We start from the raw sequence: 19,937 nt of genomic DNA, 5'->3' as shown, positions 1-19,937 counted from the left end.
ACAATAAAACTATATAAATCATGGAGCATTGGGAGGACATAATGAGTAAACAACAGATTGGTGTTATTGGATTGGCAGTAATGGGTAAAAACCTGGCTTTGAATATTGAAAGCAAAGGTTTCTCGGTATCGGTATTTAACCGTTCCCCGGAGAAAACGAACGATCTTCTGAAAGAAGCAGAAGGTAAAAACCTGACAGGTGCGTTCACTATTGAAGAATTCGTGGAATCCCTGGAGTCTCCGCGTAAAATTCTGATCATGGTGCAAGCAGGTAAAGCAACAGATGCAACGATCGAGCAACTGCTTCCTCATCTGGATCAAGGCGACATTATTATCGATGGAGGTAATGCTTACTTCCCTGACACACAACGTCGCAGTAAAGAACTGGAAGAAAAAGGTTTCCGCTTCATCGGAGCAGGTGTATCCGGTGGTGAAGAAGGCGCACTGAAAGGCCCGGCAATCATGCCCGGCGGTCAGGAAAGTGCTTATCAGTTGGTAGAACCGATCCTTACAGCGATCTCTGCCAAAGTTGGCGATGACGCTTGCAGCACATATATCGGACCAGACGGTGCCGGACACTATGTGAAAATGGTGCATAACGGTATCGAGTACGGAGATATGCAGTTGATTGGTGAAGCTTATCACTTGCTCAAATCCGTATTGAACGTTTCCGTTGAAGAGTTGCATGAGATCTTCACCGAGTGGAATCAAGGGGAGCTGGATAGCTACCTGATCGAAATTACGGCAGATATTTTCTCCAAATACGATCCAGAAACAGGCAAACCAATGGTTGACGTTATTCTGGACGCGGCTGGACAAAAAGGAACAGGTAAATGGACAAGCCAAAGTGCGCTGGATCTCGGCGTTCCATTGTCCATGATTACGGAATCCGTATTCTCCCGTTTCCTCTCTGCGATGAAGGACGAGCGTGTAGCAGCTAGCAAAATCCTGAATGGACCAGCGACTGAAGCGTTCTCCGGCGACAAAAAAGCGTTCATCGAGAACGTGCGTAAAGCATTGTTTGCAAGTAAAATCGTATCCTATGCACAAGGATTTGCACAAATGCGTGCAGCTTCCGATGAATACGGCTGGGATCTGAAATACGGTAACATTGCCATGATCTTCCGTGGTGGTTGCATCATCCGTTCGCAGTTCTTGCAAAACATTAAAGAAGCATATGACAAAGATGCAGAACTCAAAAACCTGCTCTTGGATCCTTACTTCCAAAACATCGTTGAATCTTATCAAGGTGCATGGCGTGAAGTTATAGCGGCTGCTGTAAAACAAGGTATTCCAGTACCTGGATTCTCCAGCGCACTGTCTTACTACGACAGCTACCGTACAGAGCGTTTGCCAGCAAACTTGCTGCAAGCTCAACGTGACTACTTCGGTGCTCACACATTCAAACGTGTTGACAAAGAAGGTTCATTCCACTTCCAGTGGATGGACACTAACGAGTAATTTTAATTTCGAAAATATAGCATTCCTGCAGTTGTCCTTGAATTTAATTATTCAGGGCGGCAGCGGGAATGCTTTTTCTCGTTAATGGTTCGAATTTGAATATCATCAAATTGTAATAAAATGTACGAATCTGGGTTTGGCAAACAGATGATCTGACCCTTCAACTACGTTATACTTGTTCAGACGGACCTGTGTCCGTAATGAAAATTCAGAATACAACTTATTGACGTGGAGGTTAGACCGGGCATGTTTGTATTAGCAGGTATATTATTTTTGGTCGTATACGGTTTATTAGTGTTCTACATAGGCTGGAGCGGTTGGAGTTGGATGAAACCAGTTGTGTCCGCCAGATTTCGATGGTTGTATATTATAGCTCTTGTATTCCTTGCCACTTCCTTCATTTTGGCACGATTATTTGGAAGCATCTCGTTCCTCGGTATTATCGGTTCCTACTGGCTGGCAATCTTCTCATTGTTATTGTTGATCCTGCCCGTTATTCACCTGACGATGTGGCTGCTGAGATTAACCCGCATTCCGAGACATCATACACAGAAGTGGGCAGGTGTCGTTACACTGGTATTGTTAGTGTCCACAATGGGTTATGGAATTTTTAACGCTTACAGCCCGGTAGTCAGAACATATAATATCCAGATTGATAAAAAAGTAGAAGGTGTAGACAAGCTCAACATTGTCATGGCTGCCGATATGCACTTCGGACTTCTGTCTGGCCCTGCACATGCCAAACGCATGGTGGAGGAAATTAATGCACTGAAGCCGGATCTGGTGCTATATCCTGGAGATATTATTGATGACAATCTGGATATGTACCTCAATAGCGGAATTGCCGATATTATCAGTGATATCCAGGCCCCATACGGTGTTTATGCTTCTCTCGGGAATCACGATAAGTTCGATGGTCCGATTGAAGATCTGATTGCTGCGCTGGAGAAGAGCAACATGCAAGTTCTGTACGATGACAAGATCGTTCTGGATAACAAGATCACCCTCATTGGTCGGAAAGATCGCACAGAGAAGGATCGTGCAGAAGTAGCTACTTTAATGCAAGGTACTGACTTGAACCAACCGGTACTTATGATGGATCACCAGCCGTATGATCTGGATATTGCGGAGCAGAACAATGTAGATCTGGTCGTATCCGGTCACACCCATCGTGGTCAGATTGCACCGGCTCAGTTCATCACACAGGCCATTTATGAGAACGATTGGGGTTATCTGCAAAAGGGCTCTATGCACTCCATCGTAACCTCAGGATTTGGATTCTGGGGACCTCCAATTCGTACTAGTAGTCGTTCGGAGATTGTACAGATTAATGTGACGTTCCAGCAATGATGAAAGGCCCTTCGAAAGAAGGGCTGCCTAATAAGCACGTCAAGCGTAGATTGATGATACCGGCTCCGCTTTTATGATGACAAGATTAAATCTACTGTCGTCATAAAGCGGAGTATTTTTTATGCAATTTTAAATCGGCGCTTCAAGCCGCCTGTTTTTTATTATGTAAGTTAGTTTCTTACCCCTTTTGAAGGAATGGCTTCAAACGAATAAAATGCGCCTTTTGTATTGATTTTACCGATAATCGTTGTGGCTCCTTTTTTCGTGAAGGTGTACTCGTTCTCTTGGATACGAACGGAATAACCTTTTAGCTCAATACCAAATATAGATCTGACTGTAGGTACAGCGATGGATAGTGCTTTGTTTTTGCTGAGCTTGGGCTTGGCAAAAGACTTTTTGAAATCAGCATCATTTTTCCAGTTGATACCCAGTTCGTTGGTGACTTTCCATACCTTTCCGGTCTTGCTGCCGATATGTACGTAATTTAGATTGTCGTCATCCCTTCTACGGTAAATAAGGTGTAATCAAAAGCTTTTACTGAGGGTATTCCAAGTGTTTTGAGTGAATTTCGTGCTATGTTTGTCATCCAGGCATAGGAATCATCGATTTTATATTGCAGGATTGCCGACATTTGATTACCTTTGTCCACATCGATGTAAAGTTGTTGACTTGGTCCAAAGATGACCCAGTAGTTTTGGAGTAAATGTCCATGTTCCTGATCATTGGCTTTGAAACGCAAAAATCCACTTTTAATGAAGATATCTTCATCCTCAAATGTTTTTAAGAAGGCATCAAGCTTCAGGCGTAGCGCATTATTCATGACTTTATTGAGATCAGCGGTATCATACATGATAAGGGTGGACGCGACATGATTTGTATCAGGATCGTATCTTTGTGTGAAATCTGCGAATCCAGTTCCATCTATAGTTCCGTTAATGACCCACGGATCAAATGATGTGTCTATTGTGGTGAATTGAATGTTCTGTTTCCCCACGAGTTTAACTAGTTCATCACTCAAAAGTTGTTGTGTCTTCCGATCCAGCTGGTCAGCGGACATGTAATTCTCTATTAACGAGAGTTCATTGGATTTTGCGGCCAAGGTGGGCGGCGCTGATAACAATAGCGAGATGGCAGCAATGACGGCGGTAAACGAAGTGATTTTTTTCAAAGTGAATCCTCCTGATTAGTTTGGGTCATATTATTAGATATCAAAGGGTATATCGCATTTCAACATAACATAAAAGGTAAATGTTTCATATGATCTAAAAAAGTGGAATAGAGCGGTATTATTTTTGGGTTGACACCGTTTTCAGGTTATGATAAATTATATCCGAGGCTTGTTACCGGTAATGCGGGCAAAACCACTATGGAAATGATTTTATTATTTCTGTTTTGGTTTTGCCCTTTTTTATTCCTCAAAAAAAACCAGGTGGGTCCATAATGATTATTAAACAGATATTTAATAACAATATTGTCAGTACCGTGGATGACAAAAATCAGGAACTACTGATCCTCGGCCGGGGTATCGGATTTAAGTTCAAAGCAGGCGATGAGATTGATGAAGAGCGGATTGAGAAGGTATTTCGTCTTCAGGATGCATCGATTTATGAGAAATTCAAATCCATCGTAGCTGAAGTGCCGATTGAGATTCTGCAGGCAACCGATGATATTGTGACACTGGCACGAACGCAATTGAACAAAACCATCAGTGACGGGATCTATGTCTCGCTGTCTGATCACATTCACTTTGCTGTTCAACGCTTGGAAAAAGGAATGATTACTCGTAATCCACTTTCTTGGGAAGTTCAGCACTTCTATAAGGCGGAGTACGATGTGGCCAGAGAAGCACTGACCTTGCTGAAAGAAAGACTGGATATTGAGTTTCCCAAAGATGAAATCTGTAATATTGCCTTACATTTCATCAATGCGGAAGTCAATGATTCCATGAACGATGTCACCCATCTGATGCAGCTGTTGCAGGAGATTATGAATATCATCAAATATCACTTCAACGTCGAATTGGATGAAGATAGCGTCAATTATTTCCGCTTTATCACCCATTTGAAATATTTCTGTCAGCGTGTCATTACTCATTCTTCACATGATGATGCCGAGGAGTATTTATATGAAGTGGTTCGGAAAAACTATCCGGAGACATTCAAATGTATTGGCAAGATCGAGACTTTTATCCATAAGAACTATCAGTATGACATGACTCACTCTGAGCAGTTATATCTAACGCTCCATCTGGAACGTTTGATGAAAACCAAGCGGGACGAAAAGTCCACGCAATAGAATCAAATCACAACTGGATATCCTATGGGCTTGTTACTGTTCAATCAGGCAATACCCGAATGAGATGGCGCCATCCATATGCGCTAGATTCGTTCGGGTATTTTTTATTGGAAAAATGAGGAGGAAAACATCATGAAACATCAGGAAACGGCGCAGGAAATCATTAAAGCCGTTGGAGGAACAAACAATATTAACTCCGTTTATCACTGCGTCACACGTTTGCGCTTTGATCTGAAAGACAACGAGAAAGTCGATAACGGCTCACTCAAGAAACTGGATAAGGTCATGGGAACAAATATTTCCGGAGATCAATTCCAGGTCATTATCGGTAATGATGTGGCAAAAGTATTCGATGCCATGGTGAAGGAAAATCCGGCAATCCAGCAAACAACAGAAAACAAAGAGCCAAAGTCGGATAAAAAACAAAATGTAGTATTGAAAATTTTTGAAACAATCGCAGGTGTCTTTGCCCCGATGCTTCCAGCGATTACTGCGGCAGGTATGCTCAAAGGATTACTTGCACTATTTGTGTCCGTAGGTTGGATGTCTGCCGGAACGGATACGTATCGTATTCTTTCAGCCATCGGTGACGGCGTATTCCATTACCTGCCTTTACTGATTGCAGTCAGTGCTGCTCGTAAATTCGGCAGTAACCCGTTTGTTGCGATTGCACTAGGTACAGCACTCATGTATCCAGACATGACAGCATTGTTATCTAGCGGTGAATCTGTTGGATTCTTGGGAATCCCGGTTACGGCTGTAAGTTATGCTTCATCGGTTATTCCGATTTTACTTGCAGTGTGGTTGATGTCCTATGTTGAGAAATGGGTTGACCGTGTTATCCCTGCTGCACTCAAGCTATTGCTTGTGCCACTGATTACTTTGCTTGTCATGGTTCCGGTAACGCTGATTGCGATCGGTCCATTGGGTACATTTGTAGGTAGCGGATTGTCTGGCGGCATCAACTGGCTGCTGAATGAAGGCGGATTGATTGCAGGTATTGTTCTTGGCGGCGCGATGGCGCTCATTATTATGACAGGAATGCACTATGCACTTGTGCCGATCATCCTGAGTAATATCGCTACACTGGGCTTTGATAAATTCTTGCCATTGACCTTTATCTCCAATATGGGTCAGGCTGGTGCAACACTCGGCGTATTCTTCCGGGCAAAAGATAAAAAACTCAAAACCGTGGCATTGTCAACGAGCTTCACCGCACTCATGGGTGTAACGGAGCCGGCTATGTACGGCGTAAATATGAAATACAAAAAACCATTTGCTGCAGCCATGATTGGTAGTGCAGTGGGTGGCGGATTCGCCCTTGCTTTTGGCGCGAAAGCGTATGTACTTGCGGGTAACGGTGGTCTGCCAGGACTTCCTTCCCTGATCGGACAAACCTTCTGGTATTCCTTTGGGGGTATGATTTTGGCCTTTATCGTGGGTGCAATCATGTCTACGATATTTGGTATCAAAGAAGAAGAGGGAGACGCAGAGGCGTTAGCTCAATTCTCACCGGGTGCTTCTACAGCTCCAGCGAAAGTAACTTCCAATGACGCTGCAACCGTAAATGTAGACGACATGGGCGATCCAACACCAACGAGTGATGCAGTAGCTGTTGCACCCATGACAGGTAAATCCATCCCGCTCAAAGAAGTCAACGATCCAACATTTGGTGATGAATTGATGGGTAAAGGTGTGGCATTTGTTCCAACGGTGGGCGAATTGGTATCTCCAGTGACAGGTACCATCATGAATGTGTTCAAAACAAAACATGCGATCGTTGTCCGCAGTGATAACGGAATGGAATTGCTGATTCATGTTGGAATTAACACGGTGAAGCTGCGTGGACAGTATTTTGATGCACATGTTGCTACAGGAGCACGTGTACAGGCTGGAGACAAATTACTCACGTTTGAACTGGCCGAGATTGCAAAAGAATACGATATCACAACCGCTATGGTTGTTACCAATACGGCTGATTACAAGCAGGTTCTACCTGTGAAATTGGGCGAAATCACGATGGGTGAAGACGTCTTGAAAGCTGAGATCTAAACTGTCCGTCTTAGGACTAACAATATCAACAAAAGAAGGAGAGATTCGAATGATTAATCGACAAGGGTTTCCGGAAGGTTTTCTATGGGGCGGCGCTATTGCCGCCAACCAGGCTGAAGGTGGATTCGACGCTGGCGGCAAAGGATGGTCGACAGCCGACATGGTTCCTTATTTTGAGAAAAAGGACTACACCAACCTTAGAGAACTGATGCATGTTACCAGTGCAACGGTTGAGAAAGCAATGGCACATCACAGTGCAGTAGGTTATCCGAAGCGTTACGGGATTGATTTTTATCACCGTTTCAAAGAAGATATTGCACTCTTCGCAGAGCTGGGCTTCAAGACATTCCGTCTGTCCATCAACTGGCCGCGTATTTTCCCGAATGGTTATGATGCCGATCCAAATGAAGAGGGACTGCGTTTCTATGACGAAGTGTTCGATGAACTCCGGAAATACGATATCGAACCACTGGTAACCCTCTCGCATTACGAGATGCCTATGGCACTTGTCCTGAAATATAACGGCTGGGCTGGCCGCGAAGTGATTGGACATTTTGTAAGATATGCGGAAACCGTGATGAACCGATACAAGGACAAGGTCAAATACTGGTTGACGTTTAATGAGATTAATACAACCATTATTGAACCGTTCACAGGCGGCGGTATTATTGAAGACCGGGTTGAGAACACGATGCAGGCTTCTTATCAGGCACTTCATCATCAATTTGTAGCCAGCAGCCTGGTGACAGAGAAAGCACGTCAGATTAACCCGAACTTCCAGATCGGATGTATGCTTGCGCGTATGATTCACTACCCGGCGACATCGAAGCCAGAGGATGTGCTGCAAGCTCAGATCGATAATCAGCTGAACCTGCTGCATACAGATGTACAAGTTCGTGGTAGTTATCCAACGTTTATGGCTCGGTATTGGGCAGAGAACGGGATTACCATTGCCATGGAACCTGGGGACGAGCAGATCCTGCGTGAGCACACGGTTGATTTCATCTCGTTCAGTTATTACACATCCTTGGTGTCCGCAGTGAACCCAGAGGAATATGGAGTAACTGGAGGTAACCTGTACAGTACAATTAAGAACCCGAATCTGGAGCGTACAGAGTGGGGCTGGCAGCTTGATCCGATCGGCCTGCGCGTTGCACTGAAAGAGCTGTATGACCGTTATCAACTGCCATTGTTTGTGGTAGAGAACGGCCTTGGTGCCAAAGATACCGTTGAAGCAGACGGTTCCATCAACGATGATTACCGGATTGATTATCTGAGAAAACATATTACACAAATGAAAGAAGCCGTTATGGATGGTGTGGACCTGATGGGATATACCAACTGGGGAGCGATTGATATCATCAGTGCATCCACTTCGGAAATGTCCAAGCGTTATGGCGTGATCTACGTGGATCAGGATGACAACGGACAAGGCACACTGAATCGGTATAAGAAAAAGAGCTTTGGCTGGTACCAAAAAGTCATTGCCTCGAATGGCGAGAACTTGGAATAGATTAATCTATATAGGCACCCCGGGCGTAGCTGGTATTACGGCGCCGGGGCGCCTTTTTAATATAATCAGGTAGAATTCTTATCAACGCTATTGGTATTTCAAGGTAAAAAAGATGACTACATAACATTCTGGATGGTATACTGTGTTCGTATTGGGGGAGGGATAACCATGAAGAAGCCTATTATTGCTGTAGATATGGATGACACGATATGTCATCTGGTCAAGCGGGCTATATATCACAACAACCTCAACTTCCCGACCCATCCGTTGCGCTACGAGGATATGATTCATTGGGATACATCCCATTTGCGTCATCCAGAGAGCACGCACGATGTATTTTATGGTCGGCCGGGTCTGTTCGAGGAATTGGAATTATACGACGAGTATGTTGTAGATGAAATGAGAAAGCTGAACGATGCTTATGATGTTATTGTTGTGACGGCAGCAGAACCAAGAACAGTTGTTGAGAAGTGGAACTGGCTTCAGCAGCATATGCCTTTTATAACCGCAGAACAGTTTATTACATGCAAAAGAAAAAACTTGCTCGGTTTCGATCTGCTCATTGATGATGGAGCACATAACCTGATCCCCGCGCATGAGGACGGCAAAAAGGTCATCTGTATCCCACATCCGTGGAATATACAGGAGCGTGAGCGATACAACTTTCCGTTGATGTCTTCATGGAAAGAGGCCAAGGCTTACATAGATGAAGTGTTACAAGTTGTTAGTGTCTGAAAGTAAATCTTATTGTCCAGAGTGCTATGCTCTGGATTTTTTGCGATAGGCGAGAGGTGTTTCGCCTGTTATTTTTTTGAATGCAGCATAGAATGAATCCATATCCCGATATCCGACCAGTTCTGCAATCAGGCTGACTTTGTGCTGTGAACTCTTTAGAAGTTCGCAGCTTTTTTGTATACGGAGGTGTTGAATGTGGCCGCTAAAGGTCTGTCCGGTATGTCTCAGAAACATTCGGCCAATCTGTTTTTCGCTCCAGCCCGATATACGGACCAGATCAGACATCCGAATACGAGTGCTTACGTGTTCCTTGATATAGTGAAGGATGTAATCAAAACCGGTGGAATGATGCTCTTCATCATAATCCTTTTGATAAAGTTGTCTGTAGGTCATCAATACCAACTGGCTCACCAAGGTGTATAACATGGTAGACGAACCGATTCCCGGAACAGAGGATTCACGGTACAGTTTCACCATTAGTTCTTCAATCCGATCGTTGTGATCCACAACGGATATATAAGGAACCTGATTTTGTGCCAGATCCATCAGATGTTGAATGATTTCTTTTTCCTGAATGATTGCTGTCAGCGTGTGGATCAATTCAGCATTAAATAAGCAATTATATAGAATTAACGGATGCTCGGTTACGTTGGTGCTGACAGGACGAAAGACATGAGGAACGCCGACAGGAATAACAAACAGCATGCCCTTCCTCACCGGAATGACATCTTCACCGATATGATGAAAGCCCTTTCCTTCGGCAACATAGCTATACTCAATAAAATCATGTGCGTGAAAAGGAAGCACAAAATTTTCAGAGCAACGATTGACAAAAAGTTGCAGATGATTATGCAGGAAGTATTCACTTTTCATGAGCTGTATAGATGAATTCACAAGCAACCTCCTCGCACAGATGGCTGAATCACCGGATGAAATAGTCCTGATTACCGGGTATTTAGGGCAACAGGATCGATATAATTATATCGTAACCCCGAATGGGAAGCCAAGATAGAAAGGACGATCTGCTAATGTTCAACGTTAGTCACCTTCGCTGTGAGTATAGAATCAATCCGATAGGCCTTGATGTCAAATCACCGCGTTTAAGTTGGCAGCTGCAATCCGATCGTCGGAACTGCATGCAATCCGCATACCAGATGCAGCTGTCATTGACGGAAGATTTTGATGGAATTGCATGGGATTCTGGTGAGATAAGTACGGATCAATCCATACATGTGGAGTTAAACCAGTTTCAGCCTTCTCCGCGAACGCGATACTACTACCGGATTCAGGCATGGGATGATGCAGGAAGTGATTCGGGCTGGTCCGAAACGGCTTATTTCGAGATGGGACTTATGGATAGTCATAATAAGTGGCAAGCAGAATGGATCACAGCTCAACCATCAGATGATGGAGATACGTCATGCCCGCGTATGCGCAAGCAGTTTAATGTGAAACAACCTGTTACATCTGCAAGAATATATGTAACAGCACTTGGATTATACGAGTTGCATATGAACAACACAAGAGTAGGAGAAGATTATTTTACACCTGGCTGGACCTCTTATCGTAAGCGATTACAATATCAAACTTATGATGTTACCCACCTGCTTCAGGATGGACAGAATACTTTAGGGGCTAATCTGGGAGATGGCTGGTACCGAGGATATCTTGGCTGGAACAAAGAACGGGAGATATTCGGTTCGACTTCCGCATTGCTGCTGGAATTGCATATGAAATACGCAGATGGATCAGAGGAATGTATTTTATCCAACGGGGATTGGACGGCTGCTCCAAGTGCCATTCGTATGTCGGACATCTATATGGGGGAGACGTATGATGCACGAATGGAGTCCGATTGGTCGGATTCATCTCAGACGAATTGGTCACCCGTGAACGTACTGGAGCATCAGAAAGATATCATCGTTGCGCAGGAGAATGTACCCGTCACCCAAGTAGAACAGCTACAGCCAATCGCTTTGTTAACAACCCCACAGGGAGATCGTGTAGTAGACATGGGGCAGAATATGGTGGGATGGGTGAGATTCAGCATTCAAGGTGAGGCGGGTCAGACGGTTGAGCTGCACCATGCTGAGATATTGGATCATGAAGGTAACTTTTACACCGATAATCTTCGCGCCGCCAAGCAGTGTATTAGCTACACGTGCAAGGGGGATGGCGTGGAATCATTTGAACCACATTTTACGTTCCAAGGGTTCCGCTATGTGAAGCTGGTTGGCTTCCCGGAACACGTTCGTCTGGATGAATTTACCGGAATCGTACTGCACTCGAATATGGAGCAAACAGGTCAGTTCTCATGCTCCAGTTCGCTGGTAAACCAACTGCATCACAATATATTGTGGGGGCAAAAGGGGAATTTCCTGGATGTGCCGACAGACTGTCCACAGAGGGATGAACGGCTCGGATGGACCGGGGATGCACAGATGTTTGTCCGCACGTCCTCCTACCTGATGAATACGGCTCCCTTCTTCACCAAATGGCTGCGGGATCTGGAAGCGGATCAGGGAGAAGATGGCGGTATTCCATTCTTCGTTCCGGATCTGAGAAGTTCCACGTCAGAAGGATGGGGAGACACCAGTCATTCTTCCGCCGCTTGGGGGGATGCAGCAGTTATCTGTCCTTGGACCATCTATGAGATGTATGGGGATGTCAGATTATTGGCCGAACAATATGAGAGTATGAAGCAGTGGATCGAGTATATTCATGTGCAGGGTGACAATCCGTATCTGTGGAACACGGGATTCCACTTTGGCGATTGGCTGGGACTGGACTCCAAGCCTGATAGTTATGTTGGCGCAACGGACACAGATTATGTGGCATCATCCTTCTATGCCTATTCGGTTTCGTTAACTCAAAAAGCGGCTGAGGTTCTTGGAAAGACAGATGATGCTGAATATTTCAAGGAGTTGCACACAAACATTGTTCATGCGTTTAGAAATGAATTCGTGACTCCAGCCGGCAAAATTGCTGTTCCTACGCAAACAGCACATGTTCTGGCGCTTCAATTTGACCTGCTGGACGCGACTGCCCGAACTCGTACTGTTGATCAATTGGCCAAACTTGTGAAAGAGGCGGGCAATCATCTTACTACAGGTTTCGTGGGCACACCTTATCTAAATCCGGTATTGAGTGATGCAGGTCTTCACAACCTGGCATATACATTACTTTTTCAAGAGGATTATCCGTCCTGGCTATATCAGGTGACTCAAGGCGCAACGACCGTCTGGGAACATTGGGATGGGATCAAAGAGGATGGAAGTCTCTGGAGTGCTGATATGAACTCATTTAACCACTATGCGTACGGAGCGATTGGAGAATGGTTGTATTGTTACGTTGCCGGCATTCGGTCCGATGAACATCAGCCAGGATTCCGAATGGTGCATATCGAGCCACAACCCGGACCTGGACTGGATTGGGTGGAAGCGAGTCTGGAGACGATGTATGGTCATGTTGCTTCAAGCTGGCACCGGTTGGCGGATGGTAAAATGGATATACGGGTGCATATTCCCGCCAACACGAGAGGTACGGTACGTCTTCCTGGAGCAGGTGCACAGATCGTTCTGGAACAAGGGAAACCGTTGAATCAGTTGGATCAGATAAGTGGAGTTCAGGATATTCAAAACATTGGAGACGATGTTGAAGTCACACTTGGATCTGGGAATTACCAATTTACGTACAAAGACACGGATGCGAAAAAGGATCGGGATGTTCAGGAGGCTGCATTGACAGAGTCCGTATAATGATAGAATAAGTGGTAAGATGTACACTTGAAGAGGATCTGCACACACGCAGGTCCTTTTTCGAACTTGTTGAGAGTAAATTTGTAGTATTTGAACAATGAAAGGAGCATGACCATGGCAAAACCTGCATTCAAAGATGCACCTTTACGTAGTGAAATAGAGGATTTGGCTAAGCAACAGGATCACCATACATTGGCCTGTTGGGCTACGGAGTGTGCGGCACGTGTCTTGTATATATTTGAGAAGAAGACGGAGGATCTCCGCGCACGTGATGCCATTGCTGCAGGAAGAGGTTGGATCCGTGGAGAGATTGCCATGGTTGATGCACGAAAGGCGGCTTTTGCAGCTCATGCTGCTGCACGGGAAGCCGATCATGTCGCTGCCTCTGCTGCCTCTCGTGCGGCGGGACACGCAGCTGCAACGGCCCATGTCAAAGGCCATGCGGTACATGCCGCAACCTATGCAGTGAAAGCTATCTTTTATGACTCTCTGATGGAAGAACAAGAACGTCGTGTCTTGGAAGAGAGAACGTGGCAATATCAATATCTGTTGGGAGGATGTAATGATCATGGGGAAAGAACACGTTAGATTAATTAAACCATCAAAAGCCTATAAGGAAGCGTATTTGGCATTTTATGAAGACTGGGTCAGAAGTGGAGAATTGATGGTACCTTGGGTCATTTCCAAAGATCCTTATGCGTTCGATGAGATGTTGGCATTTTTGCAACGCAATGAACAAGGGATCGACATCCCGGAGGGCTGGGTCAAAGACAGTACATATTGGCTGGTCACGGAGAGTCAACAAATCGTGGGTGCTGTGAATATAAGGCATGAGCTTAACGATAAATTGTTCAACAGTGGAGGACATATTGGATATGGTATTCGTCCAGGAGAGCGGCACAATGGCTATGGTTCCGAAATTCTCAGGCTTTCTTTGGAGAAAACGAGAGAGCTTGGAATCACCAAAGTATTGATCGTATGTGATGCGGTTAATGAGCCTTCCAGAAGGGTTATCCTTCGAAATGGTGGCATTCGGGATGAAGACTATGTGGAGTCCAATGGCAACGTTGTTGAACGATTCTGGATAGAGAATGTCGAATAATGCAGAATAATGATGAAATAAAACGAAAATAATATGGATTATGATTGTATTACCCTCGTGTGCTGATTAAAATGAAGCATAGAATCTGGATTGCGGCCGGAAACTATCATCCCATATCAGGCACAAGTGAGGTTATCTTTATGAATCAACCGGTTAATCGGCCCCGGCGAATTGAGTATCTGGATCTCTATCGTGCTTTTGCCATCATGGCAGTGGTAGCTATTCATGCAACTTCAACAGCAGTTGCGCATTACCCCAAGCATACATTAGATCATGATGTGTATTATTTCTGGAACACGTTTTTGCAATTTGCCGTTCCAGCGTTTCTGTTCCTGTCCTCCCTGGTCTTGTTCTACAACTACAGCTCCAAGGTGAATGAGAAGGGTTGGATGCTCGCTTTTTATAAAAAGCGTTTATTTAATGTATTTGTACCCTATGTGGTGTGGTCCCTTATCTATTTTGCCATTAAACAGTTGCTTGCGGGCAAAGAACCTTTGACCCATAGTGTTCAATTTGCTAAACAATTAGTGATGGGAACTGCTCATACGCACTTGTACTTTTTTCTGATTATTCTTCAATTCTATATTGTTTTTCCATGGCTTCTGTCCCTTACACGCCATCGTTTGTTTAATCGTTATTTGCCATTATTCTTTATTGCGGGCCAAGCGATCTTCTATGCACTACATTTGCAGTTTCACTTCGAACGGACAGGAAGTTTGTTACCCAGTTATCTGATCGTGATTGGATTTGGCGCATGGGTTGGGTTGAACTTTGAGTGGGCATTGAACAAACTGTATACTCACCGTTATGTGCTCATAGCTGCGTTGATAGGTGGAGGTGCCATTTTTATATATGGTAATGCTTATATCAAAACCGCTTTTGCTGCATACCCGGTTATAACCTATACTGTGCTGTTCCTGTTCCGTAATCTGTTTACCTTGTCAGCCTGCCTGCTCCTACTGATCTTTAGTGAACGAATCGGCACAGGAAAACATACCGAGGTTCGTAAAGCTACGCGTATTCTGGACTCCTTGGGTACAGTTGCGTTCGGTGTATTTTTAATGCATCCACTCGTATTGCTCTTCTGGAGGCGTGAATTCACAGATGAACTGGCTCGGCACTTCAGCGTAGGCATCATACTATCTTATATTGTGGCGCTCCTGATCTCATGGATCTGCGCAATGGGTTTGCGCCGGATGAAGTGGGGATGGGTACTGATCGGACGGTAAGTATAAATAAACATATGTAATTTAAGATAAGAGATTTCAAGCCCTCACGCCTTGAGGGAATCACTTGAAACCTCTTTTTTATTTGCCCTAATGAAGGTATTATAGAGTTTAATGTCCATAAAATTGAATTAATGGAATGAACACTACTTTGTCAGGAGTGATCAAATGAAATTGGTGATTATTTTTGGTCCGCAGGCTGTGGGCAAAATGACGGTTGGGCAAGAACTGGAGAAGATAACAAAGCTTAAATTGTTTCATAACCATATGACCATTGAATTGGTGTCTCCTTATTTCAGCTATGGTACACCACAAGGCAAAAGACTGGTGAGTCTGTTCCGGCAGGAGATTTTTGAAGAAGTGGCAAAGAGTGATTTGCCGGGTCTGATTTTTACATTTGTGTGGGCTTTGGACGCGGAGTCAGATGGTGAATACATCCGTAAGATCAGTGAGTTGTTTACATCTAATGGAGGTCAGGTCTGTTATGTGGAACTGGAGGCCGATGCATCGGAAAGACTAGAGCGCAATAAAAGTCCGCATCGTCTGTTACATAAACCAACAAAGCGTGACATTGCGTGGTCTGAGCGAGATTTGCTAGATACGATGAAGCATTATCGATTGAATTCGGAACCGGGAGAAATCAAGCATGAGCACTACATAAGGATTGATAACACACACAAGAGTCCGGATGAAGTGGCACAGTTAATCCAGGAACGCTTTAATTTGTAATCTGAGAAACGTCTAACTTAGCAAAGTAGATACTTTATATGAGAGGGGCACTACATCATGTACTTTGTTATATTTTTGCTCATAGGACTTGTTTTATGTTATCTGATCCCATTCGGTCCTATTTTGGCTGGGGGCATTGTTTTCGCACTTGTGATAGATCATTACCGTCAGACGATGCATATGCGTGAAGATATCCGAGACATCAAGAATCATCTGGGGCTAATGAACAAAGGTGAGGCGAAAGAGTACGAGATGGATAAGCAATTTAAAGATGTCGATCGTTTGGATTCAGAAGAAATGGATATGATTAATCGAAAAATTGAAGCAGAGCTGGAGAAAGACAACAAAAACAATAAACCGTGAATCCCTGTAAAATAATTCTTTATTTGCTCACTCCTGTGAGTATATTTACCTAGATCAGGAGTCATGCTAATTCGATATTAACTTTTTGTTGCACTGTGTAGAAATTTGTAATATTATGAGGGAAGCGCGTACAACATATCGGGTTGTAACTGTTGAATCAGGCAAAGCCGTATACCTTGAGAAAAGGGATTGGTTTGTCTTTTTCTGTATATTGGAGTGATAAAGTGAAAATCGAGAAGGTGCTGAACAATAATGCTGTAGTTGCAATGAATGACGAGCAGGAAGTTATTATCATTGGCCGGGGGATTGCTTATCAGAAGCGGGCGGGTGATATGGTTTCCGAGCAGCATATCGACAAGATATTTACTTTACAGAATGAAGATATTCAGGAAAACTTCAAGGCATTAATCTCAAGCATTCCTCTGGAATACATGAAAGTATCCGAGGAAATCATCGCTTACGCCAAATTAAAACTTGGCAAGAAATTAAATGAGAGCATTTACTTACATCTCACAGACCATATTCACTTTGCCATTGAGCGGTATCGCAAGAATCTGCCCATACGCAACGGGTTAATCTGGGAGACAAAGCAGTTATACAAAGAGGAATATGAAGTCGGAATGGAAGCGCTCAATATGATCTGTGATCAATTTGGTGTGATCTTGCCTGAGGACGAAGCCGGTTTTATGGCACTTCACTTTGTCAATGCAGCTTTGAACGAGGAAATGCCCAACATCAAGAGTATGACCCAGGTCATGCAGGAAATCTTGACAATCATCAAGTATCATTTCAAGATTGATTTTGATGAGAACTCACTGACATTTTATCGCTTTGTGACACATTTGAAGTTTTTCGCCCAACGTTTGGTGAAGGGAAAACATTACAAGAGCAACAACGATGATGAATTGTTCCTGATGATTCAGAAAAAGTATCCAGCAGCGCACAAGTGCTCGGAGAAAATCAAGAAATTCATTGAAAGCAACTACACGTATCAACTAACTGACGAAGAATTGATGTACTTAACGATTCATATTGAGAGAGTTGTGAATGCAACTTCTGAATAATCCCATAGATCAGCTTGCAGGGTTGCAACCACTAGGGCAAAACCTGAACGCTTGAATGACTGAACATACCGTTAACCGGGTGTTCCATACATTCAGATGTTCAGGTTTTTTTATTCTCTCCAATATGCTTTGAATCCGTGTCTAGCCAGAAAGGAAGAAAAGACTTCATGAAACACGAGCAATTAGCCAAAGACATTCTGTCTGGCGTTGGTGGAAAACAGAACATTAACAGCGTGGTGCACTGTGCGACCAGACTTCGTTTCAAATTAAAAAATGACAATAATGCCAAAACAGACGAACTCAAAAATCTGCCTGGAATCATAACGGTAATGCAAAGCGGGGGGCAATACCAGGTCGTTGTGGGTAACGAAGTGTCTGATGTTTATAAAGCCTTGTTACAGGTGGGTAATATGAATGCGGATGAACCGGTCTCAAGTGATGATTCAGAATCTTCCGGTAAAAAAGAGAGTCTCTTGGGTCGGTTTATCGACTTGATCTCAGGTGTCTTTACACCAATTCTCGGATTGCTAGCTGCAACAGGGATGATCAAAGGTTTCCTGTCCATGTTTACTTCTCTCGAATGGTTGGACCCGTCTTCAGGAACATATCAATTGTTGAATGCTGCAGGTGACTGTCTGTTCTACTTCTTCCCAATCTTCCTGGGTTACACAGCTATGAAAAAATTCGGTGGATCTCCATTCCTCGGGATGGCCATCGGAGCCTCACTTGTATATCCGACCTTATCCGGTCTTAGTGGTGGGGAACCGCTCTATACGCTGTTTGCAGGCACATTGTTTGAATCACCGATTCATATCACGTTCCTGGGTATTCCCGTTATCTTGATGAGTTATTCCTCATCCGTCATTCCGATTATTATTGCTGCTTATTTTGGAGCAAAGGTAGAAGCGTTCTTCAAAAAGATCATTCCTTCTGTTGTGAGAACGTTCCTCACGCCATTCTTTACGATTCTGATTGTTGTCCCTGTAACATTCCTCTTGATTGGTCCAATTGCGACATGGGCAAGTCAGCTGATTGGTGCCGGGGTATCGGGCATCTATGACTTGAGTCCGTTGGTAACCGGTATTATTGTTGGTGGATTGTGGCAAGTATTGGTGATCTTCGGGTTACACTGGGGTATCGTACCAATTATGTTGCTCAATCTGTCCACACTGAAAGCAGATCCGATTCTGGCAATGATGTTTGCTGCTTCCTTTGCTCAGATTGGTGCCGTTCTTGGCGTTATGCTTAAAACGAAAAATACCAAACTCAAATCACTGGGTGTTCCTGCCTTTGTGTCCGGGATTTTTGGTGTAACTGAGCCTGCTATTTATGGTCTTACTTTGCCATTGAAAAAACCATTTATTATGAGTTGTATTGCTTCTGCAACCGCTGGTGGTATTATTGGCTTCGCTGGCTCCAAAATGTTTGTATTTGCTTCAGGAATCTTTGGTGTTCCAGCGCTGATTAGTCCCACAGAGGGAATCAACTATGAATTCTGGATGGCCATGATTGCCACTATCATTGCTTTTGTACTAGGCTTTGTTCTCGTTTATTTTGTAGGATTCAAAGATCCTGCTAATCCAGAGGCTGCCAAACAGGCTCCAGAGCCAGTAAAAGAAGAGAAGGCTGCACTTGAGCCTAATCCAAACAATCGCTACGAAATTGCCAGCCCGATGACGGGTGAGGTGGTTCCTTTGCAAGAAATTAATGATGCTACATTTGCTGGTGAACATATGGGTAAAGGGATTGCTATTCGCCCAACCAGTGGGAGAGTTGTATCCCCGATTAATGGTGTGGTACAGACGATTTACCGTACCAAACATGCAATTGGACTTGTAGATGATCAAGGTGTAGAGATTCTGATCCATATCGGTCAGGATACGGTACAACTCAAAGGTCAACATTTCACTGCACATGTGAAAGATGGAGATCGTGTGAGTGTTGGCGATCTGATCGTTGAATTCGATCTGCAGGCCATTATTGAGGCGGGATATGAGACCGTAACACCGATTATTGTAACGAATACGGCTGATTATTTGGACGTGGTTGCTACAACAAGTCGTGAAGTGCAAGAAAAGGATAAATTGGTTACGGTTATAGGTTAATTCTGCTTTAGTGCGTATTTTATTAATCTGAGCATTAGCTCTATAGAGACCACTTTGATGTTTTCGAAGTGGTCTCTTTTTTTCATTTTCGGTCACTAAAATGTATTTGTGAAATTAATAAAAATAAGTGTTGCAAACGTAGTTCAGATGTACTATGATGAGTTCAAGAAGTAAGCGCATACATT

At 44.0% G+C, this 19,937-nt stretch carries 16 protein-coding genes; 14 read left to right on the top strand and 2 right to left on the bottom strand.

What is annotated here, in order from left to right; all coding sequences use genetic code 11:
- The first annotated feature begins 41 nt into the window (after positions 1-41).
- Both gndA and MKY01_RS18880 read left to right on the top strand, forming a co-directional pair.
- Positions 42-1,460, top strand: coding sequence for an NADP-dependent phosphogluconate dehydrogenase (gene gndA, locus MKY01_RS18885; protein WP_036672842.1), 1,419 nt, complete (start codon positions 42-44; stop codon positions 1,458-1,460).
- A gap of 246 nt (positions 1,461-1,706) precedes the next feature.
- A complete protein-coding gene (locus MKY01_RS18880; RefSeq protein ID WP_339283109.1) occupies positions 1,707-2,810 on the top strand; it encodes a metallophosphoesterase in 1,104 nt (367 codons plus the stop codon).
- Between the two features lie 484 nt (positions 2,811-3,294).
- Here the strand turns inward: MKY01_RS18880 and MKY01_RS18875 are convergent, their stop codons facing one another.
- Entirely contained in the window at positions 3,295-3,978 is a 684-nt protein-coding gene (locus MKY01_RS18875) for a hypothetical protein (protein WP_339283107.1), read from the bottom strand.
- Positions 3,979-4,250: 272 nt separating this feature from the next.
- On the opposite strand from MKY01_RS18875, the gene MKY01_RS18870 reads away from it, so the two are divergent.
- The 4 genes from MKY01_RS18870 (at position 4,251) to MKY01_RS18855 (ending at position 9,405) form a co-directional block, all read left to right on the top strand.
- Complete coding sequence (locus tag MKY01_RS18870; protein ID WP_036613466.1) at positions 4,251-5,105, top strand: PRD domain-containing protein; 855 nt, start codon at positions 4,251-4,253, stop codon at positions 5,103-5,105.
- Between the two features lie 132 nt (positions 5,106-5,237).
- Positions 5,238-7,157, top strand: a complete 1,920-nt coding sequence (locus tag MKY01_RS18865) for a beta-glucoside-specific PTS transporter subunit IIABC (protein WP_339186843.1) — start codon at positions 5,238-5,240, stop codon at positions 7,155-7,157.
- A gap of 49 nt (positions 7,158-7,206) precedes the next feature.
- Entirely contained in the window at positions 7,207-8,670 is a 1,464-nt protein-coding gene (gene ascB / locus MKY01_RS18860; protein ID WP_339283106.1) for a 6-phospho-beta-glucosidase, read from the top strand.
- Between the two features lie 168 nt (positions 8,671-8,838).
- Positions 8,839-9,405: a hypothetical protein gene (locus tag MKY01_RS18855; protein WP_145322218.1), complete on the top strand. Its 567-nt coding sequence runs from the start codon at positions 8,839-8,841 to the stop codon at positions 9,403-9,405.
- A gap of 24 nt (positions 9,406-9,429) precedes the next feature.
- Here the strand turns inward: MKY01_RS18855 and MKY01_RS18850 are convergent, their stop codons facing one another.
- The gene (locus MKY01_RS18850) at positions 9,430-10,299 is read right to left on the bottom strand and encodes an AraC family transcriptional regulator (protein ID WP_339283102.1); all 870 of its coding nucleotides are present in this window, start codon (positions 10,297-10,299) and stop codon (positions 9,430-9,432) included.
- A gap of 134 nt (positions 10,300-10,433) precedes the next feature.
- Here MKY01_RS18850 and MKY01_RS18845 point away from each other — a divergent pair, with 134 nt between their 5' ends.
- The 8 genes from MKY01_RS18845 (at position 10,434) to MKY01_RS18810 (ending at position 19,752) form a co-directional block, all read left to right on the top strand.
- Positions 10,434-13,163 (top strand): family 78 glycoside hydrolase catalytic domain, encoded by a 2,730-nt coding sequence (locus MKY01_RS18845; protein WP_339283101.1) that lies wholly within the window; start codon positions 10,434-10,436, stop codon positions 13,161-13,163.
- Between the two features lie 114 nt (positions 13,164-13,277).
- Positions 13,278-13,751 (top strand): putative immunity protein, encoded by a 474-nt coding sequence (locus MKY01_RS18840; RefSeq protein ID WP_339283099.1) that lies wholly within the window; start codon positions 13,278-13,280, stop codon positions 13,749-13,751.
- The gene (locus MKY01_RS18835; RefSeq protein WP_339283097.1) at positions 13,726-14,265 is read left to right on the top strand and encodes a GNAT family N-acetyltransferase; all 540 of its coding nucleotides are present in this window, start codon (positions 13,726-13,728) and stop codon (positions 14,263-14,265) included. The genes MKY01_RS18840 and MKY01_RS18835 overlap by 26 nt, the downstream gene beginning before the upstream one ends.
- Before the next feature lie 140 nt (positions 14,266-14,405).
- The gene (locus MKY01_RS18830) at positions 14,406-15,494 is read left to right on the top strand and encodes an acyltransferase (protein ID WP_339283095.1); all 1,089 of its coding nucleotides are present in this window, start codon (positions 14,406-14,408) and stop codon (positions 15,492-15,494) included.
- Positions 15,495-15,659: 165 nt separating this feature from the next.
- On the top strand, positions 15,660-16,220 hold the full coding sequence (locus MKY01_RS18825; protein ID WP_339283093.1) for an AAA family ATPase: 561 nt from the start codon (positions 15,660-15,662) through the stop codon (positions 16,218-16,220).
- A 57-nt stretch (positions 16,221-16,277) separates the two neighbouring features.
- Positions 16,278-16,583 carry a hypothetical protein gene (locus MKY01_RS18820; protein WP_282321015.1) on the top strand — a complete coding sequence of 102 codons (306 nt, stop codon included), beginning with the start codon at positions 16,278-16,280 and terminating at the stop codon, positions 16,581-16,583.
- 224 nt (positions 16,584-16,807) lie between these two features.
- The gene (locus MKY01_RS18815; protein WP_036613486.1) at positions 16,808-17,647 is read left to right on the top strand and encodes a PRD domain-containing protein; all 840 of its coding nucleotides are present in this window, start codon (positions 16,808-16,810) and stop codon (positions 17,645-17,647) included.
- A 167-nt stretch (positions 17,648-17,814) separates the two neighbouring features.
- The gene (locus MKY01_RS18810) at positions 17,815-19,752 is read left to right on the top strand and encodes a beta-glucoside-specific PTS transporter subunit IIABC (RefSeq protein ID WP_339283091.1); all 1,938 of its coding nucleotides are present in this window, start codon (positions 17,815-17,817) and stop codon (positions 19,750-19,752) included.
- Positions 19,753-19,937: the final 185 nt, after the last annotated feature.

Source organism: Paenibacillus sp. FSL R5-0486 (genome assembly GCF_037975155.1).
Taxonomy (GTDB): domain Bacteria; phylum Bacillota; class Bacilli; order Paenibacillales; family Paenibacillaceae; genus Paenibacillus; species Paenibacillus amylolyticus.
Note: the sequence above shows the minus strand (reverse complement) of the source record. Positions and strands in the feature narration are given on the sequence as shown.